Annotated in this window: 12 protein-coding genes; 2 read left to right on the top strand and 10 right to left on the bottom strand. The window is 60.7% G+C overall.

From position 1 onward, the window contains the following. Positions 1 to 65 precede the first annotated feature (65 nt). From GIW28_RS25145 to GIW28_RS25165, 5 genes are all read right to left on the bottom strand, one after another. On the bottom strand, positions 66 to 1,751 hold the full coding sequence (locus GIW28_RS25145) for a J domain-containing protein (RefSeq protein WP_236447489.1): 1,686 nt from the start codon (positions 1,749 to 1,751) through the stop codon (positions 66 to 68). Between the two features lie 11 nt (positions 1,752 to 1,762). Further along, positions 1,763 to 3,460, bottom strand: a complete 1,698-nt coding sequence (locus tag GIW28_RS25150) for a molecular chaperone HscC (protein ID WP_017137245.1) — start codon at positions 3,458 to 3,460, stop codon at positions 1,763 to 1,765. Between the two features lie 164 nt (positions 3,461 to 3,624). Next, the gene (gene adeC / locus GIW28_RS25155; RefSeq protein ID WP_017137246.1) at positions 3,625 to 5,082 is read right to left on the bottom strand and encodes an AdeC/AdeK/OprM family multidrug efflux complex outer membrane factor; all 1,458 of its coding nucleotides are present in this window, start codon (positions 5,080 to 5,082) and stop codon (positions 3,625 to 3,627) included. Then, complete coding sequence (locus tag GIW28_RS25160) at positions 5,079 to 8,240, bottom strand: efflux RND transporter permease subunit (protein ID WP_017137247.1); 3,162 nt, start codon at positions 8,238 to 8,240, stop codon at positions 5,079 to 5,081. The genes adeC and GIW28_RS25160 overlap by 4 nt, the downstream gene beginning before the upstream one ends. Positions 8,241 to 8,243: 3 nt before the next feature. Continuing rightward, positions 8,244 to 9,392, bottom strand: coding sequence for an efflux RND transporter periplasmic adaptor subunit (locus GIW28_RS25165; RefSeq protein ID WP_017137248.1), 1,149 nt, complete (start codon positions 9,390 to 9,392; stop codon positions 8,244 to 8,246). A 265-nt stretch (positions 9,393 to 9,657) separates the two neighbouring features. Between GIW28_RS25165 and GIW28_RS25170 the strand changes: the two genes are divergently transcribed. Beyond that, positions 9,658 to 10,290, top strand: a complete 633-nt coding sequence (locus GIW28_RS25170) for a TetR family transcriptional regulator (RefSeq protein ID WP_017137249.1) — start codon at positions 9,658 to 9,660, stop codon at positions 10,288 to 10,290. A gap of 358 nt (positions 10,291 to 10,648) precedes the next feature. Here GIW28_RS25170 and GIW28_RS25175 read toward each other — a convergent pair whose 3' ends face one another. From GIW28_RS25175 to GIW28_RS25185, 3 genes are read right to left on the bottom strand one after another with little or no spacing between them, the layout of a single operon-like run. Further along, positions 10,649 to 11,704, bottom strand: a complete 1,056-nt coding sequence (locus tag GIW28_RS25175) for an alkene reductase (protein ID WP_017137250.1) — start codon at positions 11,702 to 11,704, stop codon at positions 10,649 to 10,651. 31 nt (positions 11,705 to 11,735) lie between these two features. Beyond that, positions 11,736 to 12,902 (bottom strand): MFS transporter, encoded by a 1,167-nt coding sequence (locus GIW28_RS25180; protein ID WP_017137251.1) that lies wholly within the window; start codon positions 12,900 to 12,902, stop codon positions 11,736 to 11,738. Between the two features lie 13 nt (positions 12,903 to 12,915). Then, positions 12,916 to 13,242: an ArsR/SmtB family transcription factor gene (locus tag GIW28_RS25185; protein ID WP_017137252.1), complete on the bottom strand. Its 327-nt coding sequence runs from the start codon at positions 13,240 to 13,242 to the stop codon at positions 12,916 to 12,918. A gap of 154 nt (positions 13,243 to 13,396) precedes the next feature. Here GIW28_RS25185 and GIW28_RS25190 point away from each other — a divergent pair, with 154 nt between their 5' ends. Further along, positions 13,397 to 13,981, top strand: a complete 585-nt coding sequence (locus tag GIW28_RS25190) for an acyl carrier protein phosphodiesterase (RefSeq protein WP_177032650.1) — start codon at positions 13,397 to 13,399, stop codon at positions 13,979 to 13,981. A 124-nt stretch (positions 13,982 to 14,105) separates the two neighbouring features. Here GIW28_RS25190 and GIW28_RS25195 read toward each other — a convergent pair whose 3' ends face one another. Then, a complete protein-coding gene (locus GIW28_RS25195) occupies positions 14,106 to 14,897 on the bottom strand; it encodes a lysophospholipid acyltransferase family protein (protein ID WP_236447487.1) in 792 nt (263 codons plus the stop codon). Beyond that, positions 14,897 to 15,652 carry an L-ornithine N(alpha)-acyltransferase gene (olsB, locus tag GIW28_RS25200; RefSeq protein ID WP_017137255.1) on the bottom strand — a complete coding sequence of 252 codons (756 nt, stop codon included), beginning with the start codon at positions 15,650 to 15,652 and terminating at the stop codon, positions 14,897 to 14,899. Before olsB ends, GIW28_RS25195 begins: the two co-directional genes overlap by 1 nt. Positions 15,653 to 15,767 lie beyond the last annotated feature (115 nt).

Consider the following 15,767-nt stretch of genomic DNA (forward strand, 5'->3'; position numbering starts at 1 on the left):
GGTTGTGGGCGATGATCGAACGCAAGTTGCGGGCCAGCGCACTACGCTCAGGCCCGATCTTCTTGTTACCGTTTTGGCAGGTCGATATGTGTCCATGGCACAGTTGGCAGGTAATGCTGCGCGACGATGATCACCGCCACCATCACCACCAGGAATACCACTTGCAGCGGGCTCCAGAAGGCCCAATGCAGACCATTGAGCCACGGATAGTTCAGGCTTTTCTCACCCATGTGGCCGATGCGTTTGCTGTGCAGCAGGTTGATCAGCAGCATCCCGGCATAAGTAATCGCCCCCAGAATCCCCAGCAGCAGCCCGCAAGCCACGAGCATGGCCAATTGCGGGATGCCGTGGCGTAACACCAGCCAATACTGGTTGGGGTTGACGCGCTTAGGGATCAAATACTGGCTCAGCCACAGGTCCGCAACCATAAAGGACGAACTCATCCAGACCCACACCTGCGTGATCCGAAAGAAAACCGCGGCCGGCAAGATCGCCAGTACCACTAAGATGAGTACGACCCCGAAGTCCAGCTCTTCGGTTTGAACGTGAGCGAGGTTCAGGACAGCGGCCAAGGCAAAGATCGCCCAGAGCCGGATAAGCACTTGGACGTAAATCGGTCGTGGGACGAATTTGCGCCAGAAGAACAGGTCGCTTTGGGGCAGGCGTTCGATCAACTGCGGATAACGCCAGGTCAGGGTTTCGCCCAGATGCTGGCAAGCGTTCCATTCGTTTTGGCCAAACGTGCCGATGATGCTCATCTGTTGGGTTGCGGTCATGGGCGTGAGCAACAAGCGCGCGGCCAGGGCGTCGGCGCTGGTGCGCCGGGTGTCCTGGGCTTTGTCCTGGAGGTTGATATAAAAGCTTTCCTGCTCGCAACGCGACACCAAGCCACGCCACATCCACTCAGGTTCCGGGTACACGCCTTTCTGGTCGTCCCAGCCAAAGGCCTGGCACACGCGTTCAAACAGCGGCACGCTCCATTGGGTGTCGTGCAGCAGTTGCAGAATAATGCGCTGCCACTGTTGCTGCTGATCGAACACCCGCAGCCAGGCTTGCTCGTTGTAGTGCGTCAGTTGGGTGATGAACTCGCGCTCGGCCTTTTGCTCCAGCAGTTCCTGCAAGGTGCGGCGGTAGTCCTGCAGCAGCTCGCTGGTGAGGGCTTCGTGCTGCCACGGGGTCATCACCACCTGTTGCCAGGGCGTCAGCCATTCCAGGTGTTGCATCGCCCAACCGGCAATTGCACTGCGCTCGCCGGGGGCTTCAAAGCAGTGGCGCAGCAGGCCGGCCTGGAATGTTTCTTCGCAGCTCTGCTGTTGGGCCTGGGCCCAGCGTTCATCGAGGTTGTGCACGTTCACGCCGGCGAGCAGCGCGTGGGCCGGGTCGGGCTTTGGCGCTTCAAACGCGGCGGGGCTGAGTGGGCTGATGTTCATCAGCTCGGCGAGGTCATACGCGTTTTTCGCCATGGGCGGTTCGAACGACGCAGGACTCAAGGGGCGAACGTCCATCAGTTCAGCCAGATCGTTGAGATTGCCGTGTGCCTGTTCGGCCATCGGCGCCTCGACGGTTTCCACTTCCTCGTTGTCGGCCCGCCAGCGCGCGATGTTCAGCGCCTGTTCATAGGCCTCGCGCAGGCGCTGGAAACCCTCGGCGTCATCGTCCGGGCGGCAGCTTTTCAGCAGTCGCGCGTAGGTGCGCTTGATGGTCCGTTCGTCGGCATCGTCTGCCAGTTGCAACACTGTCCAACAGTCCATGTGGATTTCCTTCAGCGCCAGAACCCGTTATCGAGTTGCTCAAGTTGTCGGGTCAGCTCGCTGCGGGCCTCACGGATGCGGCGTTCGTCCTGGGTGTCGAGCACTTGCTGGAACTGCGCGGCCCAGTGTCCGAGTTGCTCACGCAATTCGCCGAGGTTTTCCTGGTAGAGCCGCTCGAGGCGGGCGGTCAGCACGGTGTTGACCTGCTGGTCGCGCGGGTGAATTTTCAACAATGCCAACGCTTGCAGGCGTTGCTGGATCTCTTGCGGGCTGAGCACGCCGGGGTTGTTCTCGATCACCAGCGAGTGCTGCTCGCCGGTCAGCGGAATGTTCACCTGGGCTTCGAGCAAACCGTTGTTGTCGTAGGTGAAGCGCACGTCCAGCGAGACTTCGCCAGCCTTGCGCTTGGGCACGGGGATTTCCAACTGGCCCAGTTCGATATTGTCTTTCACCAGGCGACTTTCGCCTTGGTAAATTTTCAGCAGCACGCGGGGCTGGTCGTCGTAGAGCGTGACCACGCTTTTGACCCGGCTCACCGGCACGCTGCTGTTGCGTTCGATCAACGGCAGGTAATGCCCGCTCTCGATATGGCCGCCGTACTGGTTCGAGGTTTCGATACCCAGGGTGTAGGGGCAGACGTCGGTCAGCACGATTTCTTCCAGCGCCGCCGAGCGGGCCTTGAGCGCGGCCTGGATCGCCGCGCCGTGGGCGACCACCTGGTCCGGGTCGAGGCTGATGGACGGGAAACGCCCGAACAAACCTGCGGCCAGTTTGCGCACCAGCGGCATGCGCGTGGTGCCGCCGACCAGCAGGATTTCATCGAGGTCGCCGACCCGAATCCGTGCGTCGCGCAGGGCGCGTTCAATCGGTGCGCGCAGGCGTTCCAACAACGGCGTGTAGAGCTTGGCGAGTTCGGCCTGGGTGATGGTTGTGACCCACTGTTGGCCATCTATACGCAGGGCGAACTCGGCGCTGTCGTCCTGACCCAAGGCTTTGCGCACGCGCTCGGCTTCGCGGCGCAGGGCTTGCAATACACTGCTGGTGGGCGGGAAACCCTGGGCATTGCGCTGGCTGTCGACGAAGTGTTCCAGCAACAACGTGTCGAAGTCTTCGCCGCCCAGGAAGTTGTCGCCGGCGCTGGCGCGTACTTCCATCACACCGTCGAACAGCTCGATGATCGACACGTCAAAGGTGCCGCCGCCGAGGTCGAACACCAGGAACGAGGTTTCCTTGTCACGCTGGTGCAAGCCATAAGCCAAGGCGGCGGCGGTGGGTTCGTTGATCAGTTTTTCAACATTGAGCCCCGCCAGTTCACCGGCAATGCGCGTGGCTTTGCGCTGGCCGTCGCTGAAGTAGGCGGGCACGCTGATCACTGCTTCGGTGACGGTTTGGCCGTAGGTGCGCTCGATGTCTTCTTTGAGGCTTTTGAGGACCAGCGCCGACAGCTCTTCGGGGCGGAACGAGCGGTCGCCCAGGCGCACTTCGGTGGCACTGCCCATGTAGCGCTTGAACAGCGACGTGGTCAGGAGTGGGTGAGTATGCAGGCGTTCCTTGGCGGCTTGGCCCACCAGGATACGGCCTTGATCATCCAGGCCGACCACGCTGGGGGTCAGCAACTGGCCAAGCGCATTGGGCACCATTTCGGCCGCATCGCCGCGCCACACGGCGGCCAGGCTATTGGTCGTCCCCAGGTCGATTCCTACGATCATTACGACAAGCTCCCTCTGTGGTCTGTAAGAATCTGTTACTAATTTTACCCTGAAAGGTTGAAGGGAAGGCAAGCCAGCGCCCACCTTTGATTCGCGCTGATTAACGACATGGCAAAAAAAAACCGCTTCCGGTAAGGGAAGCGGTTTTATCTACATCAGCACGATCAGAACAACTTCAGCGCCGGTGCTTCTTCTTTCAACGGCTCGTTCTTCGCGGTCTGCTCGTTCCAGCCGCCGCCGAGGGCCTTGTACAGGTTGACCTCGCTGTTGAGCTGCGCCAGGCGGTCGGTGATCAGCGATTGCTGGGCACTGAACAGTTGGCGCTGGGCGTCGAGGAAGGTCAGGTTGCTGTCGACACCAATGCGGTAGCGACGCTCGGCCAGGCGGTAGTAATCCTGGTTGGCCGCAACGAAGCCGCGCTGAGCATCCAGCTGCTGCTTGTAGGTCTCGCGGGCGGCGAGGCCGTCGGAGACTTCCTGGAAGCCGGTCTGGATCGCCTTCTCGTAGTTGGCCACGTTGATCTCTTTCTGGATCTTCGAGTAGTCCAGGCTTGCGCGCAGGCTACCGGCGTTGAAGATCGGGATGTTGATCTGCGGGGCAAACGACCAGGTGCCCGAACCGCCTTTGAACAGGCCACCCAGGGTAGGGCTGGCGGTACCGGCGCTGGCAGTCAGGCTGATGCTCGGGAAGAACGCAGCACGGGCCGCGCCGATATTGGCGTTGGCGGCCTTGAGGTTGTACTCGGCCTGCACAATGTCGGGACGACGTTGCAGCAGGTCCGAGGGCAACCCGGCAGGCACTTCGCTGAGCAGGTCATCCGACAGCGGCTTGCTGGTGATATTGGCTGGCAGGCCAGTGCCCAGCAACAGGGTCAGGCTGTTTTCGTCCTGTGCCACCTGACGCGTATAGCGCGCCAATTGAACACGGGCGTTTTCCACCGAGGTGCGTGCCTGGCTGAGGTCGAGGGCCGAGGCCACGCCGACTTCGTTGCTGCGCGAGGTCAGCTTGAAGCTCTGCTCAAACGCGCCGAGGGTGTCCTGGGTCAGCTTGAGCAGTTCCTTGTCGGCCTGCCAGGTCAGGTAGGCATTCGCCACACTGGCCACCAGGCTGATCTGGGTGCTGCGCCGCGCTTCTTCAGTGGCGAAGTACTTTTGCAGCGCTTCTTCACTCAGGCTGCGCACGCGGCCGAACAGGTCCAGCTCATACGAACTGATACCCAGACCGGCCGAGTACTGGCTGGAGATGCTCGATTCGCCGGTCTGCGACAACTTGGCCGGGGTGCGCGAGCGGCTGCCGCTGCCGGTGGCCGAAACCGCCGGGAACAGGTCGGCACGCTGGATCTGATACTGCGCCGCATAAGCGTCGATGTTCAGGGCAGCGACACGCAGGTCACGGTTGTTGACCAACGCGGTCTGGATCAGCTGTTGCAGGGCAGGGTCATGGAAAAACTGCTTCCAGCCCTGCTCGGCAGCGGCCTGGCTCGGCGCCTGGGCCGACGAGTACGCCGGCCCCTGCGGGAACTGGGCTGCTACCGGCGCTTCAGGGCGCTGGTAGTCAGGGATCAGCGAGCAGCCACTGAGCACGAATGCGGTGACGGCTAAGGAAAGTAGCGACTTGCTCATTGGCCAGCCTCTTTAGGAGTTTCAGTAGTGTCTTTCTTTTTGCGTTCGCCAGCGGCGGATACAGTTGCGTAGAACAGCGGCACCCAGAAGATCGCCAGCACAGTGGCCGTGATCATACCGCCGATCACGCCGGTACCGATCGCATGCTGGCTGCCTGAGCCTGCGCCCGTGGAGATCGCCAGCGGCAATACGCCGAGCATGAACGCCAACGAGGTCATGATGATCGGGCGCAGACGCATGCGGGACGCTTCGATAGCCGCCTCGACGATGCCTTTGCCTTGCTCATGCAGCTCTTTGGCGAACTCCACGATGAGGATGGCGTTTTTCGCCGCCAGGCCCACCGTCACCAACAGGCCCACCTGGAAGAACACGTCGTTGGACAAGCCGCGCAGGCTGGTGGCGATCAACGCACCGATCACCCCTAAAGGTACCACCAGAATCACCGCGATCGGGATCGACCAGCTTTCGTACAGTGCCGCCAGGCACAGGAACACTACCAGCAGCGACAGTGCGTACAGCGCTGGCGCCTGGGAGCCGGAAAGGCGCTCTTCGTACGACAGGCCTGTCCAGGCATAACCAACACCGGCCGGCAGTTCTTTGGCAATGCGTTCGACTTCGGCCATTGCATCACCGGTACTGTAGCCAGGTGCCGGGGTACCGAGGATTTCCATCGCCGCTACACCGTTGTAGCGCGAAAGCTTGGGCGAACCGTAGATCCACTTGCCCGACGAGATGGCCGACAGCGGCACCATTTTCCCGTCGTTGCTGCGCACGTACCATTTGTCCAGGTCTTCCGGCGACATGCGGCTGGCGGCGTCACCTTGTACATACACCTTTTTCACGCGACCACGGTCGATGAAGTCGTTGATGTAGCTGCCACCCAAGGCAATGGCCAGTGTCTGCTGGATATCCGCTAGGCTGATGCCCTGGGCACTGGCCTTCTCGTCGTCAACGGTCAGCTCGTACTGCGGCTCGTCGTTCACGCCGTTAGGACGTACGCCGGCCAGCACCTTGCTTTGTGCCGCCGCACCCAGGAACTGGTTACGTGCAGCCATCAGCTTGTCGTGGCCGACGCCACCCTGGTCTTGCAGGAACACGTCGAAACCAGTGGCGTTACCCAGCTCCAGTACCGAAGGCGGCACGATGGCGAAGACCATGGCGTCCTTGAAGGCCCCGAAGAAGTAACCCTGGGCACGCTTGGCCACTTCGAACACCGATTGGGTAGAGTCACGCTCATCCCACGGCTTGAGCATCACGAATGCAAGCCCCGAGCTCTGGCCACGACCGGCGAAGTTAAAGCCGTTCACGGTAAACACCGACTTCACCGCCTTGCCTTCGCCTGGCTCACCTTCCTTGTCGTTCAGCAGGAAGGCGCGCATGTCGTCGACGACTTTTTGCGTGCGCTCAGCCGAAGCACCGACCGGAGTCTGCACCTGGGCGAAGATCACACCCTGGTCTTCCTCAGGCAGGAACGCGCTTGGAATACGGGTGAACATCCAGATCATGCCGGCCAGGATCAGCGCATACACCAGGAATGCCGGAATCTTGTGCTTGATCATGCCGCCCACGCCGCGCTCGTACTTGAGTACGCCACGGTCGAAGGTGCGGTTGAACCAGCCAAAGAAGCCGCGCTTGGGCTGGCCGTGTTTTTCCGGATCAATCGGCTTGAGCATGGTGGCGCACAAAGCCGGGGTGAAGATCAGGGCAACCATTACCGACAAGGCCATCGCCGAAACGATGGTGATGGAGAACTGCCGGTAGATCACACCAGTGGAACCACCGAAAAACGCCATCGGCAGCAGTACCGCCGACAGTACCAGGGCAATACCCACCAGGGCGCCCTGGATCTGGCCCATGGACTTGATCGTCGCTTCCTTGGGCGACAGGTGCTCCTCGGCCATCACCCGTTCGACGTTTTCCACCACGACGATGGCATCGTCCACCAGCAAGCCGATGGCCAGGATCATGCCGAACATGGTCAGGGTGTTGATGGTGAAACCGCACGCCGCCAGGATCCCGAAGGTACCCAGCAATACCACCGGTACGGTCATGGTGGTGATGATGGTGGCACGGAAGTTCTGCAGGAACAGGAACATCACCAGGAACACCAGCACGATCGCTTCGACCAGGGTGTGAACCACACCGGAGATCGATTCGGTCACTACCGGGGTGGTGTCATATGGCACCACCGCCTTCATGCCAGGCGGGAAGAACGGCTCCAGGGACTTCACTGTTTCGCGGATGGCCTTGCCGGTGTCCAGTGCGTTGGCACCGGCCGCCAGCTTGATCGCCATACCCGAAGCCGGCTTGCCGTTGAACTGCGCACTGATGCTGTAGTTCTGGCCGCCCAGTTCGATGCGTGCGAGGTCACCCAGGCGAACCTGCGAGCCGTCGGTGTTCACCTTCATCAGGATCTTGGCGAATTCCTCGGTGCTTTGCAGGCGCGTCTTGCCGATGATCGTGGCGTTCAGCTGGGTGCCGGGCAGGGCAGGCAGGCCGCCCAATTGGCCGGTGGCCACCTGCACGTTCTGGGCCTTGATGGCATTGCTGACGTCCACTGGCGTGAGCTGGTAGTTGTTCAGCTTGGCCGGGTCGAGCCAGATACGCATGGCGTACTGCGAACCGAACACCTGGAAGTCACCCACCCCCGCGGTACGGGAGATCGGGTCCTGGATGTTGGACACGATGTAGTTGGAGAGGTCGTCCTTGGTCATGCTGCCGTCTTCCGACACCAGACCGATCACCATCAGGAAGTTCTTCACCGACTTGGTCACGCGGATACCCTGTTGCTGCACTTCTTGCGGCAGCAGTGGGGTCGCCAGGTTCAGCTTGTTCTGTACCTGGACCTGGGCGATATCCGGGTTGGTACCCTGGTTGAACGTCACGGTGATGGTCATGCTGCCGTCGGAGTTACTGTCCGAGGAGACATAACGCAGGTTGTCGATACCGTTGAGCTGTTGTTCGATCACCTGCACCACGGTGTCCTGCACGGTTTGTGCGGACGCGCCTGGGTAGGTCACCTGGATGTCGATGGCGGTCGGCGCAATGGCCGGGTATTGGTTGATGGGCAACTTCAGGATCGAGAGTGCCCCGACCAGCATGATCACCAGGGCAATTACCCAGGCGAAAATGGGACGGTCGATAAAAAATTTCGACATGGATTACTCCCCTTTACCAGCATCGGCAGCAGGCGCTGCGGCAGTGCCGGCGGGTTTGGCGTTGTCAGCGTCTTTAACCTTGACTTCGATGCCCGGCTTGATGAACTGCAGGCCTTCGGTGATCACGCGGTCACCGGCATCCAGGCCCTTTTCCACCAGCCAGTAGGCGCCGGCAGTGCGGTTGGCAACCAGTTGACGCTGCTCGACCTTGTTGTCCTTGTTCACGATCAGCGCAGTCGGGATGCCCTTGAGGTCACGGGTCACGCCTTGCTGAGGTGCCAGGATGGCCTTGCTGTTCACACCGGCTTGCAGCTGGGCGTGGACGAACATGCCCGGCAGCAGGGTGTGGTCAGGGTTGGGGAACACCGCGCGCAGGGTCACGGAGCCAGTAGTCTGGTCCACCGACACTTCGGAGAACTCCAGCTTGCCGTCCTGGGCGTAGGCGGTGCCGTCTTCCAGGGTCAGCTTGACCTTGGCAGCGTTGTCGCCGGCTTTTTCCAGCTGGCCGCTTTCGAGGTCGCGGCGCAGTTTCAGCATTTCTGCCGAAGACTGGGTGACGTCGACGTAGATCGGGTCCAGTTGCTGGATCACGGCCATGGCATCGGCCTGGCCATTGCTGACCAGCGCGCCTTCGGTGACCGAAGAACGACCGATACGCCCGGAGATCGGCGCGAACACTTTGGTGTAGCGCACGTTGATCTGGGCGGTTTGCACGTCGGCTTCAGCCGTCATGCGGTTGGCCACGGCGGTGTCGTATTCCTGACGGCTGACGGCTTGCTCATCGACAAGTTGCTTGTAGCGGTCGGTGATGGACTTGGTCTGGGTCAGTTTCGCTTGAGCGCTTTTGAGGGTGGCGTCATACACCGACGGGTCGATCTGGTAGAGCTGTTGCCCTTCCTTCACGTCGCCGCCTTCCTTGAACAGGCGCTTGAGAATGATGCCGTTCACCTGGGGACGAACTTCCGCGATGCGGTAGGCAGTGGTGCGGCCTGGCAGCTCGGATGTCAGGGTAAAGGCTTGCGGTTGAATAGTGACCACGCCGACCTGAGGGGTTTGAGCGGGCGGAGCCGCTTCTTCCTTTTTACATCCGCTGAGCAGCGATGCCAGGGCGACGGCAGTGACCAGAGCGGTAACAGCTGGCTTAAGTTGCATGAAGATCCTCGGGTCAGGCGCGCAAAATGCGCACAAGAAGTGTGGAAGGGTAAAAAACAAGCCGTGAGTGGATAAGTAGCTTGCTACGCAATATACTTACGTTCACGGTTGTTTGTAAACTCTTGACAGGCTTCGCGGATTGTTGACAAAGCAAGCGCCAAAGCCTCGATTTTAGTACGTTCGGCGTCCAAGACGACGTCGTCCCACAATTATTCAGATGTTGCTCAAGCACCATCCAAAGTGTCCTGATTGAGGTTTTACTGCCATGGTTCGTCGCACCAAAGAGGAAGCTCAGGAAACGCGCAGCCAGATTCTCGACGCCGCCGAGCAAGCCTTTTATCAACGCGGTGTGGCGCGCACCACGCTGGCGGACATCGCCGCGTTGGCCGGGGTGACGCGCGGGGCTATCTATTGGCATTTCAGTAACAAGTCCGATTTGCTCCAGGCACTGCTCGACACGCTGCACGAACCCCTGGACGAACTGGCCCGGGCCAGTGAAAGCGAGGATGAAGTCGACCCGCTGGGCTGTATGCGCAAGCTGTTGATCCATCTTTATCATCAAGTGGCCCTGGACCCGAAAACCCGGCGCATCAACGAAATCCTGTTTCATAAGTGCGAGTTCACCGATGAAATGTGCGACATGCGGCGCCAACGCCAGACCCATAGCCTGGAGTGCAACCTGCGTATCAGCCTGACACTGCGCAACGCGGTCCATCGCGGGCAACTTCCGGAAAACCTCGACACCACGCGTGGCGCGGTGTGCATTCATGCCTATATTCACGGCCTGATTGGCCAATGGCTACTAGTGCCCGACAGCTTCCAACTGCATCAGGACGCCGAACGCTGGGTTGACGCAGGGCTGGACATGCTGCGCTTGAGCCCTAGCCTACGCAATTAAGACAAAATGCGTAATTGCATCCAGTTGTGTCAACAGTAAAGTCCAGAGACAGTCAATCGTCCCTTCGCAGGATTTGCGGGGTGACTTTATATACGGGCTGGCGGGCGGTTGATAGGTAGCCGCCTAAGTATTTTGTAGCGATTTTGTTGCAAGGCTGTGAAGGAGTGTTTCCCAGCTACTGTGCGATCGTTCCCACGCTCCGCGTGGGAATGCATCCTGTGACGCTTCGCGTCACGCTTTAGGGGCAGACGCAGAGCGTCCAGGGCGGCATTCCCACGCAGAGCGTGGGAACGATCAATCAGCCGAAAAAAAGCCCCGGTTCTTGCGAGCCGGGGCTTTTTCGTTTCAGCGAATTACATTACAGCGCCAGCGTGGGGTAGTCGATGTAACCCACTGGGCCTTTGCCGTAGAAGGTTTCCGGGTGCGGTTCGTTCAACGGCGCATCGGCCTTCAGGCGTGCCGGCAGGTCCGGGTTGGCAATGAATGGCACGCCGAAGGCTACTGCATCGGCCTTGCCGGCCGCCAGCCAGGCGTTGGCGCTGTCTTTGGTGAAGCGTTCGTTGGCGATGTACGGGCCACCGAAGGCTTTTTTCAGTTGTGGACCGAGGCTGTCGCCGGCTTCTTTTTCACGGGAGCAGATGAAGGCGATGCCACGCTTGCCCAGCTCGCTGGCGACGTAGGTGAAGGTTTCCGCCAAATTGTCGTCGCCCATGTCGTGGGAGTCGGCGCGTGGTGCCAAATGCACACCCACACGGCCGGCGCCCCAGACTTCAATGGCGGCGTCGGTCACTTCCAGCAGCAGGCGAGCACGGTTTTCCAGGGAGCCACCGTAGTTGTCGGTGCGCTGGTTGGTGCTGCTTTGCAGGAACTGGTCGAGCAGGTAGCCGTTGGCGCCATGGATTTCCACGCCGTCAAAGCCTGCGGCCTTGGCGTTTTCAGCGCCGATGCGGTAAGCGTCAACGATGTCGGCGATTTCAGCGGTTTCCAGGGCGCGTGGCGTCGGGTAGTCGGCCAGCGGGCGAACCAGGCTGACGTGGCCTTTAGGCTGGATGGCGCTTGGTGCCACCGGGGTTTCGCCGTTGAGGTACGACTCATGGGAGATACGGCCCACGTGCCACAATTGCAGGAAAATCTTGCCGCCCGCGCCGTGTATAGCCTTGGTTACATTGGCCCAGCCGCGAACCTGGTCGTTGGACCAGATACCCGGTGTGTCCGGGTAGCCAACGCCCAGCGGCGTCACGGAGGTGGCTTCGCTTAAGATCAGCCCGGCGGAAGCGCGTTGCACGTAGTACTCGGCCATCAGCGCGTTGGGTACGCGGCCTTCATCGGCGCGGCAGCGGGTCAGCGGCGCCATGATGATGCGGTTGGACAATTGCAGGTCGCCCAGTTTGATCGGATCGAAAATAGTCGTCATGGGAAAACACCCTTCTCTTTAAGTGGATTGATCAGTTGGTCGCAGGGGCCAGGTCGGCATCGCCGCTCTGACGAAAAGTAATCAGGGTCACCAGCAGGGCCAGAATCGCCAGGGCCGCCGCGGCCAAAGGCACGCTGGTCAGGCCGAAACCGTGGGCAATCACGCTGCCGCCGACCCAGGCGCCGAGCGCGTTGCCGATGTTGAAGGCGCCGATATTCAAGGTGGACACCAGGTTTGGAGCGGCCTTGCCGAAGGTCACCACGTTGATTTGCAGCGCCGGTACGGCGGCGAACGAAGCGGTGGCCCACAGGAACAGGGTGATTTCCGTCGGGATCACCGCGACGCTGGTCCAGGTCAGCACCGTGGAGACCACTGCCATGCTGATGAACACGCCGATCAGGGTGGCGGCCAGGCGTTTGTCCGCCAGCTTGCCGCCAATGATGTTGCCGACGGTAAGCCCCAGGCCGATCAGCAGCAGGGTCCAGGTCACGCCTTTGGGCGACACGCCGGTGACATCGCCGAGCAGCGGTGCGACGTAAGTAAAGAGGGTGAACATGGACGCGGCGAACAACGCAGTCATGGTCAGCGACAGCCAGATGCCGGCGCCCTTGAGCGCGGCCAGTTCGGCGCGCATGTCGAGTTTTTCTTCGTCACGCTTGGCCGGCAGGAAGCGGATCAGACCGATCAAGGCGACTACGCCAATCACCGTCACCGCCCAAAAGGTCGAGCGCCAGCCGGCTTCCTGTCCCAGTGCGGTACCCAGCGGCACGCCGAGCACGTTGGCCAGGGTCAAACCGGTGAACATCAAGGCAACGGCCGAAGCCCGTTTGTTGGCCGGCACCAGGTTGGCCGCTACCACCGAACCGATCCCGAAGAACGCACCGTGGCACAGCGCGGTGACCACACGGGCAAACATCAGCACGTTGTAGTCACTGGCCAGGGCGCAGAGCAGGTTGCCGACAATAAAGATGCCCATCAACGCTACCAGGGCGGCCTTGCGTGGCAGCTTGGCGGTGGCCAGTGCCATGAACGGCGCGCCGATGGCCACGCCCAGGGCGTAGCCGGTGACCAGCCAGCCGGCGCCGGGGATCGACACGCCCAGGTCCGCCGCCACATCGGGCAGCAAGCCCATGATGACGAACTCGGTGGTGCCGATGGCGAAGGCGCTGAGGGCCAGTATGAGTAGCGAGAGGGGCATTGGCGTTTCCTTGTTACAGCGCTGCGTTTTCGTCAGCACTGAGTTCGGTGATGAGCGCCGCGAGGAAGGCCTGGATGGTTGCCTCGTTGCGTTTGAAAAAATGCCACTGCCCGGCCTTCTGGCTGCTGATCAACCCGGCGCGTTGCAAGGTGGCCAAATGGGCCGACACGGTCGACTGCGACAAGCCGCAGCGCTGGTCGATCTGCCCGGCACAGATCCCGTATTCGTGGTTGTGCACTTGCTCGGGAAACTGCACCTTCGGGTCTTTCAGCCAGGTGAGGATGTCTCGTCGTACTGGGTGTGCCAGGGCTTTTATTATTTCGTCGAGGTCAATGGACATGGCGGTTGCTCGGTTTCGTACAGCGTTATATCGCGATGAGGCGAACTTTAAATCGGTCTATCCCGATATACCAATATGATTTTGATCTGAGATCAGGCTATTTCGGTATATCGGGTTATAACGATACGTAATCGGCAGTGGTAGACTGCGCGGCATGAATTATCTCGCACATCTGCACCTGGGCGGCCAACTTCCTGCTCAATTGCTCGGCAGCCTGTATGGCGACTTTGTAAAAGGCCGCCTGCAAGGCCAGTTCAGCCCGCAAATCGAGTCGGCGATTCAGTTGCATCGCTCGATCGACCGCTTTACCGACAGCCACCCGCTGGTGGATGAGGCGTTGTCACGCTTCAGCCTGACCCGCAAGCGCTACGCCGGGATTGTCCTCGATGTGTTTTTCGACCACTGCCTGGCGCGGGATTGGGCGCTGTACGCCGAGCAGCCTCTGGAGCACTTCACGTCGCAGGTGTACCGCGTACTCGCCGCCGAGCCCCAGTTGCCGGGGCGGCTGGCGCAGATTGCACCGTATATGGCAGCGGATGATTGGCTGGGCTCATACCGTGAGTTCGCGGTGATGGAGCAGGTGTTGCGGGGGATTTCGCGGCGGCTGACCCAGCCTCAGGAGCTGGGCCATGCGATGCAGGAGTTGCGGGTTTTGTATGAGCCGTTGAGTGAAGATTTTCGGTTGTTTTATCCAGAGCTACAGAAGTTTGCACAGCTCCAACTGACTACTGAGCTCTAACTGAGATCTAAATGTGGGAGCTGGCTTGCCTGCGATAGCAGTCTGTCAGTTGAAAGAGATGTGGCTGACCCACCGCTATCGCAGGCAAGCCAGCTCCCACATTTGAACCGGTGTTCAGTTCATCTCAGGCCGCAAATGCAGGTCGAGCCGCCACCTGCTCAACTTCCGGCAACGGCCCAAACAACGCTTTCTGCACCACCTGCTGCGCCTGATACGCCAGCGCCGCACGTTCCTGCCCGGCACAGGCAATCGGCTGGAGCACATGAATCTCCACATCACCCTGGTCATTACTGAACAGACGCATCAAGTGCGAGAGCAAATCGTCATCGCCAATAAAAGGTGCCAACGCATCCACCTGCCCATCACGCAAATAACGAATCGCTACCGGTTGCAGCGACACATCCGCATCAATCGCACTGGCCAGCAAACGCCCGTGGAACGTACGCAGGCTGCGCCCATCAGTGGTGGTGCCTTCGGGGAACATCAGCAGCGGATGCTGTTGCTCCAGATGGCGAGTCATCTGCTTGCGGATCAACTGGCTGTCGCCTGAGCCGCGGCGAATAAACAAGCTGCCGGCCTTGGCCGCCAACCAGCCGGCCACCGGCCAGGTGCGCACTTCGGCCTTGGACAAAAACGACATCGGCGCCACCGCGCCGAGCAGCGGAATGTCGGTCCAGGACACGTGATTGCTTACCCACAGCATCGGCTGCGTCGGCAGCTCACCGTGTACCGTCACGCGAAAGGGCAGGGCGTTAGTCAGCCGTGCCATAAAAAACCGCGACCAACGCTGGCGCCGCACCATCGAGTTGGCAATGCCCATGCGTTCGAATACACCAAACACACTGGCCATGCTCAACCCCAGCGCCACCACCAGCAGCACCCGGGCAATGCGCCCGTACACGCGCAGGCGGCTCATCACATGGCCGCCTTGAAGTGGCGGGCGTAGCGCGGGCACAACTCATCGCGCTTGAGCAGGATGAACACGTCGGCCACCTGGAAGTCTTCATCCCAGCACGGCTCGCCGCAGATCTTCGCACCCAGGCGCATATAGGCTTTGAGCAGCGGCGGCATTTCCGCGATGACGTTGGACGGCAGGTCCAGCGCCGGCAGTGGTTTTTTCGGTTCGGCGCGCAGGTGCTCGTTGCACAGGTAGCGTTCGCGCAAGCGCTGCATGATCGCGTGAGCCTGGATGCCGCCGTCGTGCATCGGGATGCTCGCGCAACCCATCAGGTAGCTGTAACCGCCCTGGTTGAGGACTTCGGCCAACTCGCCCCACAACACCGCGATGGTGCCGCCGTTGCGATAGGCCGGGTCGACGCAGGTGCGGCCGATCTCCAGGATCGGGCCTTGCAAGTGCAGCAAGCCGTGCAGGCTGAATTCTTCTTCGCTGTAGAACCGGCCCAAGGTGCTGGCGGCCTGGTGGTCGAGCAAACGGGTGGTGGCCACCAGTCGACCGCTGTTCAAATCCCGCACGCCTATATGGCTGCAGTGAACATCATAGTCATCCATGTCCAGACCCTGTTCCGCGCCTTTCAGCTTGGCGTTGAACTCGCCGCTGAACACGTTGAAACGCAGGGCCTGGGCTTCCTGCAAAGCCTTGGCGCCAACCAGGCGTTCGGCTTGCAGACGGCGTTCATTGCCGGTGTCGCTGATGCGGGCGATCTGAGTCATGGCGAATCTCCGAGTGCCGGCCACTTACCGGCCGGTCGACTTGTTTGTCCAAACTCAGGCTATGTAGGCTCGGTGTCAGCTCCATGAAGTTATGGTGACGCTTGGATGACAGGCC

Source organism: Pseudomonas sp. PA-5-4B (assembly GCF_021606215.1).
In the GTDB taxonomy this organism is placed as follows: Bacteria; Pseudomonadota; Gammaproteobacteria; order Pseudomonadales; family Pseudomonadaceae; genus Aquipseudomonas; species Aquipseudomonas edaphica.